Genomic DNA, 13,702 nt, shown 5'->3' with positions numbered 1-13,702 from the left:
TAGAAAGATGCGAGCGCGCCCAGTGAACCCGAGATACGAAGTATCGAGAGGTTGCGCTAGCTAGAAAGATGCGAGCGCGCCCAGCGAACCCGAGATACGAAGTATCGAGAGGTTGCGCTAGCTAGAAAGATGCGAGCGCGCCCAGCGAACCCGAGATACGAAGTATCGAGAGGTTGCTCTAGCTAGAACAGAAGTGATTTATACAAATAAATAAATAATAAGGAAAATTAATTATGTATCGAATTAGAAAAATATTCTACCCGGAGCTTTTTCAAGGAAAATATAAAAAGAAAAATTATTTTGAAGGATGGTATTTTAAACTGATAGACCCAACCATGAAACATGCTATTGCAGTCATTCCCGGCGTTTCTATCGGAAGTGGAATGCAGGATTCCCATGCCTTTATTCAAGTTTTACTTAACAATAATACAGTTGAAATATTTCGTTTTCATTATACGGATTTTTCTTATAATGAAAAGAAATTTGAAATCAGGATTGCAAACAATTACTTTTCAAGAGATAAAATACATCTAAATCTGATAGGCAAAGATATTATAATCAAAGGAAAACTTAGTTTTTATAATATAATTAAGTTACCTAAGACTATACTAAAACCCGGTATCATGGGTTACTTTTCTTATATACCTTTTATGGAGTGTTATCATGGAATTGTTAATATCCACCATAACATTCAAGGCTTTTTAGGTATTTGTCAAAATCAAATCGATTTTACCAGTGGGTATGGCTATATTGAAAAAGATTGGGGAAAGTCATTTCCGAAATCATGGATATGGCTTCAATCCAATCATTTTGGGGAATATGATGTTAGCGTTATGTTTTCTATAGCTGATATTCCTCTGTTTGGTTACAGCTTTCCGGGGTTTATATCCTTCATCAGACTGGCAGAAGAAATCTATGTATTTGCTACGTATACAGGTGCTAAGCTGTGTCAACTAAAAATACTCAAAGACTATATTTGGATTGTTCTAAAAGATCGTAAATATTATCTAAAGATAAAGGTATATCATACAAATGGAGGAATATTAAAAGCACCGAAAAATGGTTTTATGAAACGAGATATTATTGAGAGTATCAACGCTAAAGTAGAAGTACAGTTAACTGATATACACCGTAATATTATCTTTAAAGGAACAGGAACCAATACAGGTCTTGAGATAATGTAAAATTATACTCAAAAAAATTCAATAATGACAAAAGCATATGTTAAAATATTGACAAAATAAAATAGGAGCCATAAAATGTTATATAATACCAAAGGGGAAAGGTGTGTATTATTTGAGAGAGACATTAGAAAGTCATTTTCATAATTGGTTTGGTGTGGTTTTTTTTATTGTTGTTTATAGTGTGGTTCTTTTCTTTATTCCGTTTTATAAAAAGATGGATAAAAAGCCGGTGGGAACTTATATTGCTTTTGTGCTGGCATTTGCCATTGAAATGCATGGAATACCATTCAGCATGTATGTGATTTCATGGATTATAGGAAAAAATCTCCCGAATGGAGTTTTGTGGGGACATACATTGTTTGACTCTGTTGGATATCTCGGTATGTACATAAATTATACCTGTGCAATTATAGCTTTGATATTAATCTTAAATGGATGGTACAATATATATAAAAAATACTGGTCAAAGAAAGAGGGAGAGGGAATTTTAGTTACGACCGGAATTTATCGATATATCCGTCATCCGCAGTATACCGGCCTGATGCTTTTGTCATTTGGAATGTTGGCAGAATGGGTTACAATACCCTTATTAATCTTATTCCCGGTTATTATAATCTTATATGTCAGACTTGCAAAACGGGAGGAGAGGGATATGGTAGATCAATTTGGAGCTGATTATGAAGCATATCGAAAAAGAACTAAAATGTTTATTCCGTTTATCGTATAGTCTATAATCATTCTATGTTTTACTAAACTAAAAAGCGTAGAAAAGGTAGAACGAAATATAGTAGCTATAAAAAATATTAGTATTAAATACTGATAGTACGCGAAGTTTGTGAGGAACTTTCGTGTTTAGATAAGAAGGACCATCGGATGATTAAAAACCATCTGATGGTCCTCCTATCATTAATGGGAACGATGCAAACGTTTTCCGTTTATTTGCTTGACTGTTAACTGTAAGACAGATACAGCTTTTAAATATCTTTCGTCAAATTCAAAGCTATATTGATCGGAATACTGCTTCATAATCTGTGTCAAAGCATATTCTGTCTGGTCTTCATCTAATATTTCTATCACACCGGTACCGCAAATACTTTCATATTCCATGGTGTAATCGCACGCCTTTTTCCCAGTAATCAACTTATGGGAGCAATCCATTTCAAAGGCAACCTTTGGGTTGTTTTTTATTAATTGTAGTTTTTTACCCTCCTTTGCTCCATGAAAATAGAGTTTAATTACATCGTTCTCATAGACATAACCAAAATTCAAAGGAAGAATGTATGGATATTCATTATCAAAAAATGCAATTCTGCAAACATCACATTTTTGTAGAATGTCTAGAATATCATTAATGTCTGTAACTTCACGGTCTTTTCTTCTCATATTTGTACCTCTTTTTATTTTATTTTATAAAAATGTAGTTAATTTATCTACCAATTTCATATTGTTTTATGTGTACTTTTTGTTGCTTACAATCAATAAATTCACGATACGGTTTTTTGTTATCATAGCAATAAAGGGTTATTAATGTAGGTGCTATTTCAATTACAATCTCGTTGGATAAGCTGGAATAGGTATCATAGGAACCTCTAAAATATGTCTTAAAGGCTTCGACAAATTCACTGTTGCATTCCTCCATAGGGCTACCCTTAATTGTAGCCTCTCCTTCTATCTGAATATTATCCACACACAAGGCTACAAAAGGATTCTTAAGAATCTGTTTTGATTTTTGAAAATCAATATCCGTCTGACAATAGATCTTATTATTTAACATAATGCAGCTCATCATTCTAGCCGTGGTACGATTATCAGCAGAGGTCGCCAAAACCATAGTTTTATGGCTACCCAATTGTTGAAATAATTGGTCAAATCGATCTTTATATTCCATCTTCATCCTCCTATTAGCCTAAATATAGTAAGTTTGAGGTTACGGTCTTTCATATTTTGGTAATTATAACATAAATATACAAATAAAACACGTAAAAATTTTTTAAGACTAGAAATATTTTTTATAAGTATAAGTATATATAACATCGAATTTTTTCGAATTCTCAAAGGGAAGAAGAATTTCGACATAAGTAGACAGACCGTTGAACTAATGATATAATCTAAGTGCATTTATGGGTTTTATAGGAAGAACTTATAGGTGAATATGTTTTCTGATTTTTTGTATCGAAAAGCGATAGGATGGAGGATTACTATGGGGTGTTTAGGTAATATTTTATGGTTTCTGTTTGGTGGATTTATAAGTGGTCTTAGTTGGCTGGTTATCGGTATTTTGTGGTGTATTACCATAATTGGAATTCCAATAGGATTACAATGCTTTAAGTTTGCCGGATTAAGCTTCTTCCCGTTTGGAAAGGAAATCAGATATGGTGGCGGGGTAGGATCATTATTATTAAACATTATATGGCTGGTAGTATCCGGTATCCCGCTTGCCATTGAATCTGCTATCATAGGTGGAGTATTATGTTTAACAGTAATTGGTATTCCCTTTGGATTACAGCATTTTAAGATTGCTAAATTAGCTTTGATGCCTTTTGGTGCAACCATTGAACAGCATTAAAAGAAAGTAAAAACCGGGAGAGAGAATCATGCAGCTTACGAAAACTATAACGAAGAATAGTATCAGAAGCTTACTGTTACATATTCTGGTATTAATGGTTGGACTTACAATTGCTCATTTTGGAGTCACCTTATTTATACAGACTAATTTGGGATCCGATCCTTATAATGTATTTGTTCAGGGGATCTATCGATCGTTACAGGATTTATTTCCTTTGTCTTTTCTGACTCACGGTTATACCCATATATTCATAAGCTTTATAGTTATTTTAATTTTACTGGTAGTGAATCGTAGTTACATAAAAATCGGAACCGTTTTATGCATGCTATTTGGTGGACCTATTATCGATATGTTTACTTTTATTTTAAAAGATTACATCAATGAGACATTACCTTATATCGTAAGACTTATCGTCCTCAGTGTAGGTTGTATCATACTTGCTTTCGGAATGACAATTGTAATAAAATCAGAGGCCGGAACCGGTCCGAATGATTTGGTTGCACTTGTAATCAGTGATAAGATACATAAAAAGTTCAGTTTGATACGAATCATAGTGGATTTCACCTTCGTTGCAGTCGGAGGAATGTTCGGAGGCATATTTGGAATTGGCACCGTTATATGTGCCTTTCTGGTTGGACCTGTTGCAGGGATTTTTCTTCCGATCAATGAAAGATTAATTAATAAAATATATAGTAGAAATCAACAGTAAAGAAGGAAGGGTGTCAGAGCTTTTAAGTTCGAAAGAATGACATCCTTTTATTATGCTAAAAATTAAAGGTAATAAACTACGGTTATAAAGCTGAGGATAAAACCACAGAAATTTATCTCTTATGGAAAAGGAGATGTATTAGAATAATTCCTACATAAGATAGAAAAATAAGACAAATTTCATGTAAACATAAAGAGAATAGTACATTTTTATTTATGGTTTACTTTGATATAATCTAGATATTGCAAAAGTTTTCTCTACAAAACTATTCTGTTTTATGTCTTGAGATCCATTTTGGGATAAATTTAATTTAAGTATAATAAAGTACGATAGATTTAGAGAAATTAATAAGAAGATTATATAATTCAAAGATAAAGAAATGAGGGGCTTATAAAATGATGAATGTAGACGAAACAAAAATCGAAGAATTAGTAAGTGAACTAACCTTGGAAGAAAAGATTGCTATGATCCATGGAGAAGGGATATTTCAAACAGCCGGTGTAAAAAGATTAGGAATTCCACCGTTAAAAATGTCAGATGGACCTATGGGAGTACGAAAAGAGTTCGCTTTAAAAGATTGGACCAATGTAGGAACGACAGATGATCAGGTATCTTATTTACCCAGTAACAGTGCTCTTGCTGCCACTTGGAACAAAGATATTGCCTATAAAACCGGACAAGTATTAGGGGCAGAAGCCAGAGGCCGTGGTAAGGATGTGATATTAGCACCGGGAATTAACATTAAAAGAAGCCCGCTCTGTGGCAGGAATTTTGAATATATGAGTGAGGACCCCAAACTAATAGAGGAGTTAGTGGTTCCTTTGATACAGGGTATACAGGAAAATGACGTAGCTGCCTGTGTGAAGCATTTTGCAGCAAACAACCAGGAAACGAAACGGCTCTGGGTTGATACGTATATGGATGAGCGTACATTGCGAGAAATTTATTTTCCGGGATTTTATGCTGCAATTCACCAAGGAGAAAGTTTCACCTTAATGGGAGCCTATAATCTTTTATATGGTGAGCATTGTTCCCAGAGTAAATTCCTTCTGACTAAAGTGTTACGGGAAGAATGGGAATATGACGGTGCTGTCATCTCTGATTGGGGAGCCGTACATGATACGAAGCAGGCGGCTTTATCAGGACTGGATATTGAAATGTCAGTTGGGCCGGATTTTGACAATTACTATATGGCAAAGCCTCTATATAATGCGGTAATGAATGGTGAAATAGAGGAAGCTTATATCGATACTAAAATAAGAAATATCCTTCGAACCATGTATCGAATTAAGATGCTTGGGGATGATAGGGAAAACAGAAATACCGGAACCTATAACGATATGAAGCATCGTGAAATTATCTTAGAGGGGGCCAGAGAATCTATCATACTTCTCAAGAATGAAGAGGATCGTCTTCCGATTAAGAAAAAGGGCTTGAAATCCATTGCTGTAATCGGACAAAATGCAGAGAGAGTTCATTCGGACGGAGGCGGTAGCGCAGAAATCAAAGCACTTTATGAGATATCACCATTGCTGGGATTAAAGATGAAGCTGGGCGGCAATGTGGATATAAAATATGCCAAAGGCTATTATGTACCGACGAAGGAAGAGAAGGAGCATAACTGGCAACAGCATAGCATTGAAAGGGAGAAAGAGCTAACGGAGGAAGAAGCGAAGGAACTGGAAAAAAAGAAGCAGTTGGTTTTAGAAGAGATAAACCGACAAGGAGAGCTTCTTCTTAAGGAGGCGGTTGAGCTTGCGAAGGAAAGTGATGAGGTTATTATTATCGGCGGACTGGACCATGAATATGATGTTGAGGGGCAGGACCGTACGGATATGGAACTACCTTATTATCAGGATCGGTTAATCGAAGAGATTCTGAAAGTCAACCCTAAGGCAGTGGTGGTTATTATGGCAGGTTCTCCTGTTGAGATGAACCGCTGGTCCGATAAAGCCAAGGCGATTGTCTGGTGCTGGTATGCTGGAATGGAGGGCGGAACAGCTTTGGCTGAGGTTCTTCTTGGTGACATGAATCCTTGTGGTAAACTTCCTGAAACATTTCCTAAGTATCTTAACGATTCTCCGGCCCATAAGATAGGAGAGTTTGGAGATTTGAATTCAATAACCTATAAAGAAGGTGTATTTGTAGGCTATCGTTATTATGATACCTATGATATTGAAACGGAATTCTGCTTTGGCCATGGTTTGTCCTATACCACATTTGAATATCAGGATCTGAATGTTTCGGTAAAGGAAATTAATAAAAATGATCTTAAGGTTATGGTTGAAGTTATCATAAAAAATACAGGAGCTATGGATGGAGCTGAGGTAGTACAGGTATATGTCGCAGATAAAGAAGCATCCATAGAACGACCGATTCATGAGTTAAAAGGTTTTTCAAAGGTGTTTATAAAGGCAGGAGAAGAAAAGAAAGTAGTAATAATACTTAATAAGAATGCTTTCGGCTTCTACGATGTAACGTCAAAATGCTTTAAGGCAGAGGCCGGAGAATTTGAATTAAGAATAGGAAGTTCTTCCAGAGATATTAGATTCACAAAATCAATAGAATTAAAAAATAGTTATCTTTATATTTAACGAATAGTAATCGTCTTTATAACGTAATAAAAACAATAAAAGTAAGCCGGAAGAAAGTGCAATATATTTTTTTCGGCTTACTTTTAGATACTACTGACTAATAGTTAATTCTAGATGATTTGTCATTCATTAATGGGAATCTTATTTACAATTCAAAAACCTCAGAATTGGACGGGTAATTACTGAAAATAATCCCATACTTCATTTGCTATATCTTCACAGAGGTTTAAATCAAACAATAGCTGAAGTAGGCCGTAGCGGTTTCTTAGCTCTTTGGCTACAAGAAAGCTGTTAATAAAGGTTTCTTTATCAATCCCAATTGAGATAGGATTTGCCGAAGCATTTAAAGCTATTAGTATATTGCGTATGGTCTCTGAGTAAGGCAGACTATTCGTTGCTTTCTTTAAAAGTTCCCAGTTTTGTTCTGTAATCTTTAGTCGGGAGGTTACTTTATCAGGTGTGTTCTTTCCAATCTTTTTCTCTAAGTCGATCACGGAATAGGCTGCATCAAAATACGTTTCTTTTATCTTGTCTTCCCATTGTATTTGTGAATAATGTAGGGCATCATTAATTGACTGCTCAAAATCTATGTTGCGGTTCATTAAAAGCTCATATGCTTTGATCACTGCTACAGTGGCAACACCAACCTGTGTACCATGAAGGGCTGGTTGTTTGTTACGAAGTAAAGATGCCATTTCCCAGTAGTGGGAGATGTGGTGTTCACTGCCCGAAGCCGGTCTTGAATTGCCTGCATAACTCATGGCAATACCGGATAGAACCAATGCTTCCATAATGGTTTTGATTACAATTGGATCTCTGTCTTTCACCAGATGGATTTGATTCATTATAATTTCTAAGGTATGGCCAACCATATTAACAATGGTATCACAGTAATATTCATCATTTATTAGGGAGGAGATTTTCCAATCACAGAGGCTAGTATATTTACCCAGAATATCACCGATTCCTGCGCAAATCATTTCTATAGGAGACTCTTTTAATAGATTAACATCACCAAGTATTGCATACGGAGCATGAGCTTCAAAGGTGGTTTTCATATGATTAACAATCAATGGTGTTACGCTTGAGGCATACCCATCCATGGAAGGAGCTGTTGCTACTATGATATATGGAAGCTGCAATTTATAACTGATATAACGACTTAGATCATTGATGGTTCCGCTACCCACACCAATAATCATGTCACAGGAAGAATCAAATTGAATAAAGATTTCGCCGATTGTTTTCTCGTCGGGAATAGGATGATCCTTATTTATAATACAATTAATAAAACTTATATTGTTAGCTTGAAAATGATCCTCGATTAGGTGACCTGCTATTGAGTAAGTAGATTTATCATATAGGATAAATGCTTTTTGGCAAGCCGCCTGTGTAAAAATATTAGTTAAGCTTAATAGGGCATCTGTTTCGATAATAATGTGTTCAATGCTTACTGAGTGCTCCCTTGTGCAGGAACACGAAAAGTTTTTATTTAGATAATCTTTAATTTTCATTAATGTAGGGTTTAACATTAAGACATCCTCTTTTCATTTCATAAATAATAATGAAGTATATCATATTAACAATATATCGTCCATTTATGATTTTGCTTTTTAGGATTTTATAAGAATGAATTTACTACATTTATCCAACTTGTTGTCTTTTTATTGTTAAAACCATATAATATTATTAATTAAATTATAATGATCACTTAACTTGTCGTTAATGTATATGATATATAATAGATTGAATCAAATGGGACAGATGAACTCTGCGCCATATATAAATAATAAGAAAGGAAAGATAATTCTATCATTTAATGAGAGAAGGAGGATTATCTGTGAAAAGAATGAGTGAGGAGTTTAATTTAGAACAATACTTAGGTAAGGGGATTGAGACAATTGTAAAAGGAGCTTTAAATGCTTCTTTAAAAAATCCTAAAGAAAGTATATTTATTACACGGTTTTCTCTTTCTGTAAAAGAGTCCCGAAAAAAAAGAGAAAAGCATGAAAAAAGCGGTAATCATATACCTCCGTTTTTAATTGCCAGTATTACCGAGGCCTGTAACTTAAATTGCAAAGGCTGTTACGCCAACGTAAATAAGACAAAATGGCAGGACAATACAATTTCTAATCAAACCTGTAATAATGCTAATCGCAAACAGAGCGATCAGATGAGTGCGAAGGAATGGGGTTACATATTTGAACAGGCAGATGAGCTTGGCATCAGCTTTATATTATTAGCCGGTGGTGAGCCCTTGATAAGATTGGAAATAATTGAGGTGGCTACCAGGCATAAAAATATTATGTTTCCTATCTTTACAAATGGGACTTTAATTAATGAAAGTTATTTGAAGTTATTCGATAAAAATCGTAATCTGATACCCATACTTAGCATAGAAGGAAATGAGGATAAGACTGACTTAAGAAGAGGAGACGGCGTATATAATCAGTTGATTTCTGTTATGGAGCAGATGAAGGATAAGGGGATTTTTTATGGCGCTTCCATAACTGTAACCAAGGAAAATATAAAAGAGGTTACTGATCAATCTTTCTTATCAGAATTATATCATAGAGGATGTAAAGTGATTTTTTATGTTGAATATGTTCCCATAGACAATAAATCTAAGGATCTGGCTCCCACAGATAATGAACGGGAATATATGGAAGAGAAACTTAAAGTTTTAAGAAACGAATATGAGGACATGATATTCATATCCTTCCCGGGAGATGAAAAAAGTTCCGGCGGCTGTCTTGCTGCAGGTAGGGGATTCTTTCATATCAACCCGAGCGGGGGAACAGAGCCCTGTCCGTTTTCGCCTTATTCTGATACGAATTTGAAAGAGACATCATTATTTGATGCATTAAAATCACCATTGTTTAAGAAACTAAGTGATAATCATATCCTGATGCAGGAACATACAGGGGGATGCGTACTATTTGAACAGGAAGAAGTGGTAAGAAGATTACTGAACAGCTAACACAGTCTTAGATAATGAAATATGGTTCATATACTCTTTATTAGTGATGAATTTACTCTTATTAATCAGTTCCTAATGGGAATAACAAACAGTTTGCTTATAAAAAATCTTTATATAACATGTGATTTTGTCACATAATAAAACGGATAAATCTGATATAACTAGAGAGCAACGATATGAGTATTGAATATTATTCGTTGGGATAAGAGTAAACCAATAAACATGTAGATAAGGAGTGTAGGAATGTTTTCAATATTTAAGAAAGAAGCTGTAGATTCAATTCATGCAAGTGAAATAGATCAGATGTATAATGACATTAATTTGGTTGATATCAGAGAACCATATGAGTGTGCTTCTAGCCGCATAAAAAAAGCTAGGAATATTCCGATGGGACAGCTGTTGGCAAATCCCGATAAATATTTAAATAAGGATCAAAAATATTATATTATCTGCCAGTCAGGAGCCAGAAGCCATAGTACCACGTCAGCCTTACTTAAATCAGGTTACGATGTTGTCAATGTGAAAGGTGGTATGGGCAGCTATACAGGTGAAAACAAGGCATAATGAGATGAAAATCAAACTATTATGTAATAAAATTATTACTGCATAACAAAAGTTCCTGCTATAAGTATCTAAATGTATAGATACTTATAGCAGGAACTTTTGTTATGATCACTTAGCGTTCTCATTTCCCTTTTATATAAATACCATAGACTGGGTTAGATTAAATTAACTTGCATATTTATCTTTTTTAATTATAATGTTAATTATTGGATGTAAGTATATTACAGTATATGGTGTATTTCATTGTTTTTCTACATTAATAAGATAATGAGGAGAATTTATATGAATAAAAATTGGAAAAAGAATATCATCCTTTTTATGACTGGACAGGCCATATCTATATTTGGGTCTTCTTTAGTACAGTATGCAATAACCTGGTTTATAACCTTGAATACTAAATCTGGTATTATGATGACAATATCTATTATCTGTGGTTTTCTACCATCTTTAGTAATATCACCATTTGCGGGAGTTTGGGCTGACCGCTTTAATCGTAAAGTAATCATTATAGCTGCAGATACCATGATAGCGGTTTCAACATTATTGATAGCTATCTTATTGTATTTAGGATTTGATTCAGTCTGGTTACTATTTCTAGTATTGGCTATCAGGGCAGTGGGGCAGGGTATTCAAAGCCCGGCAGTTATGGCAGCTATTCCACAGATGGTTCCGGAGGATAAACTTACGAGAATTAATGCTACGAATCAGAGTATACATTCCGTTATTTTGTTATTTTCGCCTTTGTTAAGCGGTGCATTACTGGGTATGTCGACTCTTAAGGTGATTCTTCTAATTGATGTATTTACTGCAGCTTTTGCGGTTTTCCTCCTTATGTTATTCATTCAAATTCCAATACACACAAATACCCTTGAGAAAAAACCTCTTAAATATCTAAGCGATATGAAGGAGGGGTTAGGATATATAAACCAGCATATTTTTATTAAGAGATTGTTATTGTTCCTAACCATATGTTATATATTAGTTACCCCCGTTGCATTTCTGTCTCCATTACAGATTGCCATTAGTTTTGGAGAGGAAGTATGGCGTCTGTCTGCTTTGGAAATTATCTTTTCTATCGGTACTGTTTTAGGAGGAGTTATTTTAGCAGCATGGGGAGGCTTTAAAAATCGAGTATATACAATCACCTTGGCAGCACTAATGTTAAGTGTCGGAACGATGGCTCTTGGGTTTAACCTTAATTTTATCATTTATTTAGCATTTATAGCTTTTATCGGTATGTCTATGCCGTTCTTTAATACACCGGTAATGGTGTTGCTACAGGAGAAGGTTGAAAAAGAATATATGGGTAGAGTTTTTAGTGTAATGGGTATGATACAAAGTTCAATGATGCCTTTAGGAATGATAATTTTTGGTCCTTTAGCTGATATTATAAATCTGGAATGGATTATGATTGGTACAGGAATTACCATGTTTTTAGGATGTTTCTATCTGGTAGGTGATAAGATACTTATTGAAGCAGGAAGGCCGCTTAAAAAGATAGATTGTAATAAAGAGATAAATGAAATTTTACCTAAAGTTGAGGCAGAATTACCTGATCTTAAGGAAGATTTAGATGATTTAACTGAAGAACTACCCGTATGGGAGAAGTAGGATTTACCGTTAGTTGATGTAGAATTAGAAACAATGAAAGAATAACAATTCGTTAAGATTCATATTCGATCATTGCAAGTATTTTCCCTAACTTGCATGCTATATTTCTTGAATGTAATGCTCATATTGAAACGTACAATAGAAGGTTGTAACAGGATATTGATATAAAAAAAGAAGGTGGCCTTGGAGTTTCCTGGAAGGTAACTCCAAGGCTTGCCTTCTTTTTTCAGTTCTATCCAAGGGTAGCAAAATTTATTTGCTTGCCTAATCTTTATTTTTTAGGAACCTTTTTTGAGTTTTTTCAAATACTACGGCGCCAACCCAAGTTAAAATTGGGGTAAACACTACACCTAATGTGGTGAATATCACGATTGATATTCGGTTTACATTTGATTTGGCATTGATAATGTTTCTAATTCCTACATTGATAAATGGTAGGAAGATACCAAATAGTAGTACCGACCATATCAATGGTGGAAAGGATAGTACCTTAATCGGTACTGCGCTAAAACCAGCTATAATTCCCAGGATACCCAGTAAGATAGAAGAGTAGCGCACGGGTCTTTTTACCATAAACAGAGGTATTAAAAAGCTTCTCCATAAGGCAGCGGTTTGTGCACCGCCAAAGGTGCCTCCAATCATATTACGAAGGGCTGCCAGGATGAAGGAACGATCAAGATCAATCTCTTCCTTTGCTTCATCTTCTTTATAATTGGCATCAATCATGGCCTGAACCGATACTGTATCTATTGCCCATAAAAGAATTGCAAAAAATGCAAAGGGCAAGGTAACCAATATGGTCCTAATATCAAAGCCAAAACCTACTCCCCACACCTCATACCACCAATAGGACGGATTAAAATTAGGTAGAGTAGTAGTGACAGCATAATCAATGCTAAATCCAAAAATAAGTGGCAGTACAATGGATACTGCTGCTGATATTGGGATGATAAGCCAAGTTATATTTTTTCTCATTAGAATAAGAAATGAAATCAATGATATGCCTATCATTATAAATAATGGGGCCATATTATCTCCAAAAAACGATTGTAAGTTTTTTAAAGATAGCATGATACCCGAGATACCAAAAGTCATCGTAATACTTGTTTTGCTTATAATACCGGACAAGGATATCAATACATGAAATAACCGTGTTTTTATACTGATGATACCGACAATACCGACTAATATACTTAAAACAAACGGATGTACTCCGTAGCCTGCCATGGCAGGTATCAGCACCACAAGGGGTGCTAATGTACCTGCAGGAGACATATTTGGTAATAATAAAGCAGCTATTAATGATACTGCACTACCGATAATAAGTTCGATTTGAACATTTTTAAAAACAAAGTCAGGAGTTGTGATATTCAAAACCTGAGCCCATACAACGGCAAAAGAGGAAACTAGGGCTATTTTTCCTATTAACCCGGATAAGGCTGGTATTAAATCTATCGGTCTTATACGATTGGGGTTAACTTGTCTTGTACTCAT

General features: G+C 34.8%; 12 protein-coding genes. 8 read left to right on the top strand and 4 right to left on the bottom strand.

Annotation, left to right across the window (positions count from 1 at the left end):
* Positions 1–233 precede the first annotated feature (233 nt).
* Entirely contained in the window at positions 234–1,184 is a 951-nt protein-coding gene (locus I5677_RS12780) for a tocopherol cyclase family protein (protein WP_197662020.1), read from the top strand.
* 112 nt (positions 1,185–1,296) lie between these two features.
* A complete protein-coding gene (locus I5677_RS12775; protein ID WP_197662019.1) occupies positions 1,297–1,911 on the top strand; it encodes a methyltransferase family protein in 615 nt (204 codons plus the stop codon).
* Positions 1,912–2,090: 179 nt separating this feature from the next.
* On the opposite strand, the gene I5677_RS12770 is transcribed toward I5677_RS12775, so the two are convergent.
* The gene (locus I5677_RS12770; RefSeq protein ID WP_197662018.1) at positions 2,091–2,567 is read right to left on the bottom strand and encodes a pyridoxamine 5'-phosphate oxidase family protein; all 477 of its coding nucleotides are present in this window, start codon (positions 2,565–2,567) and stop codon (positions 2,091–2,093) included.
* A gap of 43 nt (positions 2,568–2,610) precedes the next feature.
* On the bottom strand, positions 2,611–3,072 hold the full coding sequence (locus I5677_RS12765; protein WP_197662017.1) for a pyridoxamine 5'-phosphate oxidase family protein: 462 nt from the start codon (positions 3,070–3,072) through the stop codon (positions 2,611–2,613).
* Positions 3,073–3,384: 312 nt separating this feature from the next.
* On the opposite strand from I5677_RS12765, the gene I5677_RS12760 reads away from it, so the two are divergent.
* The 3 genes from I5677_RS12760 to I5677_RS12750 all read left to right on the top strand — a co-directional run bounded on the left by I5677_RS12760 (position 3,385) and on the right by I5677_RS12750 (position 7,053).
* The gene (locus I5677_RS12760; RefSeq protein ID WP_197662016.1) at positions 3,385–3,750 is read left to right on the top strand and encodes a YccF domain-containing protein; all 366 of its coding nucleotides are present in this window, start codon (positions 3,385–3,387) and stop codon (positions 3,748–3,750) included.
* 28 nt (positions 3,751–3,778) lie between these two features.
* On the top strand, positions 3,779–4,459 hold the full coding sequence (locus I5677_RS12755) for a YczE/YyaS/YitT family protein (RefSeq protein ID WP_206762705.1): 681 nt from the start codon (positions 3,779–3,781) through the stop codon (positions 4,457–4,459).
* Between the two features lie 395 nt (positions 4,460–4,854).
* Positions 4,855–7,053 (top strand): beta-glucosidase, encoded by a 2,199-nt coding sequence (locus I5677_RS12750; RefSeq protein WP_330617919.1) that lies wholly within the window; start codon positions 4,855–4,857, stop codon positions 7,051–7,053.
* A 179-nt stretch (positions 7,054–7,232) separates the two neighbouring features.
* Here the strand turns inward: I5677_RS12750 and I5677_RS12745 are convergent, their stop codons facing one another.
* Positions 7,233–8,567 (bottom strand): sn-glycerol-1-phosphate dehydrogenase, encoded by a 1,335-nt coding sequence (locus I5677_RS12745; RefSeq protein ID WP_197662015.1) that lies wholly within the window; start codon positions 8,565–8,567, stop codon positions 7,233–7,235.
* A 335-nt stretch (positions 8,568–8,902) separates the two neighbouring features.
* On the opposite strand from I5677_RS12745, the gene I5677_RS12740 reads away from it, so the two are divergent.
* From I5677_RS12740 to I5677_RS12730, 3 genes are all read left to right on the top strand, one after another.
* Positions 8,903–10,033: a radical SAM protein gene (locus tag I5677_RS12740; protein ID WP_197662103.1), complete on the top strand. Its 1,131-nt coding sequence runs from the start codon at positions 8,903–8,905 to the stop codon at positions 10,031–10,033.
* A gap of 243 nt (positions 10,034–10,276) precedes the next feature.
* Positions 10,277–10,597, top strand: coding sequence for a rhodanese-like domain-containing protein (locus tag I5677_RS12735; RefSeq protein WP_197662014.1), 321 nt, complete (start codon positions 10,277–10,279; stop codon positions 10,595–10,597).
* A 282-nt stretch (positions 10,598–10,879) separates the two neighbouring features.
* Complete coding sequence (locus I5677_RS12730) at positions 10,880–12,208, top strand: MFS transporter (protein ID WP_197662013.1); 1,329 nt, start codon at positions 10,880–10,882, stop codon at positions 12,206–12,208.
* Between the two features lie 264 nt (positions 12,209–12,472).
* On the opposite strand, the gene I5677_RS12725 is transcribed toward I5677_RS12730, so the two are convergent.
* Entirely contained in the window at positions 12,473–13,702 is a 1,230-nt protein-coding gene (locus I5677_RS12725; protein ID WP_197662012.1) for a DUF3360 family protein, read from the bottom strand.

Source organism: Mobilitalea sibirica (assembly GCF_015999265.1).
Lineage (GTDB): Bacteria > Bacillota > Clostridia > Lachnospirales > Lachnospiraceae > Mobilitalea > Mobilitalea sibirica.
Note: the sequence above shows the minus strand (reverse complement) of the source record. Positions and strands in the feature narration are given on the sequence as shown.

Bases quoted from the DNA above. Each gene is read 5' to 3' on its own strand.
- I5677_RS12780 (WP_197662020.1), top strand. From the start codon at position 234: ATGTATCGAATTAGAAAAATATTCTACCCGGAGCTTTTTCAAGGAAAA.
- I5677_RS12770 (WP_197662018.1), bottom strand. From the start codon at position 2,567: ATGAGAAGAAAAGACCGTGAAGTTACAGACATTAATGATATTCTAGAC.
- I5677_RS12765 (WP_197662017.1), bottom strand. From the start codon at position 3,072: ATGGAATATAAAGATCGATTTGACCAATTATTTCAACAATTGGGTAGC.
- I5677_RS12760 (WP_197662016.1), top strand. From the start codon at position 3,385: ATGGGGTGTTTAGGTAATATTTTATGGTTTCTGTTTGGTGGATTTATA.
- I5677_RS12755 (WP_206762705.1), top strand. From the start codon at position 3,779: ATGCAGCTTACGAAAACTATAACGAAGAATAGTATCAGAAGCTTACTG.
- I5677_RS12750 (WP_330617919.1), top strand. From the start codon at position 4,855: ATGATGAATGTAGACGAAACAAAAATCGAAGAATTAGTAAGTGAACTA.
- I5677_RS12745 (WP_197662015.1), bottom strand. From the start codon at position 8,567: ATGAAAATTAAAGATTATCTAAATAAAAACTTTTCGTGTTCCTGCACA.
- I5677_RS12740 (WP_197662103.1), top strand. From the start codon at position 8,903: ATGAGTGAGGAGTTTAATTTAGAACAATACTTAGGTAAGGGGATTGAG.
- I5677_RS12735 (WP_197662014.1), top strand. From the start codon at position 10,277: ATGTTTTCAATATTTAAGAAAGAAGCTGTAGATTCAATTCATGCAAGT.
- I5677_RS12730 (WP_197662013.1), top strand. From the start codon at position 10,880: ATGAATAAAAATTGGAAAAAGAATATCATCCTTTTTATGACTGGACAG.
- I5677_RS12725 (WP_197662012.1), bottom strand. From the start codon at position 13,702: ATGAGTACAAGACAAGTTAACCCCAATCGTATAAGACCGATAGATTTA.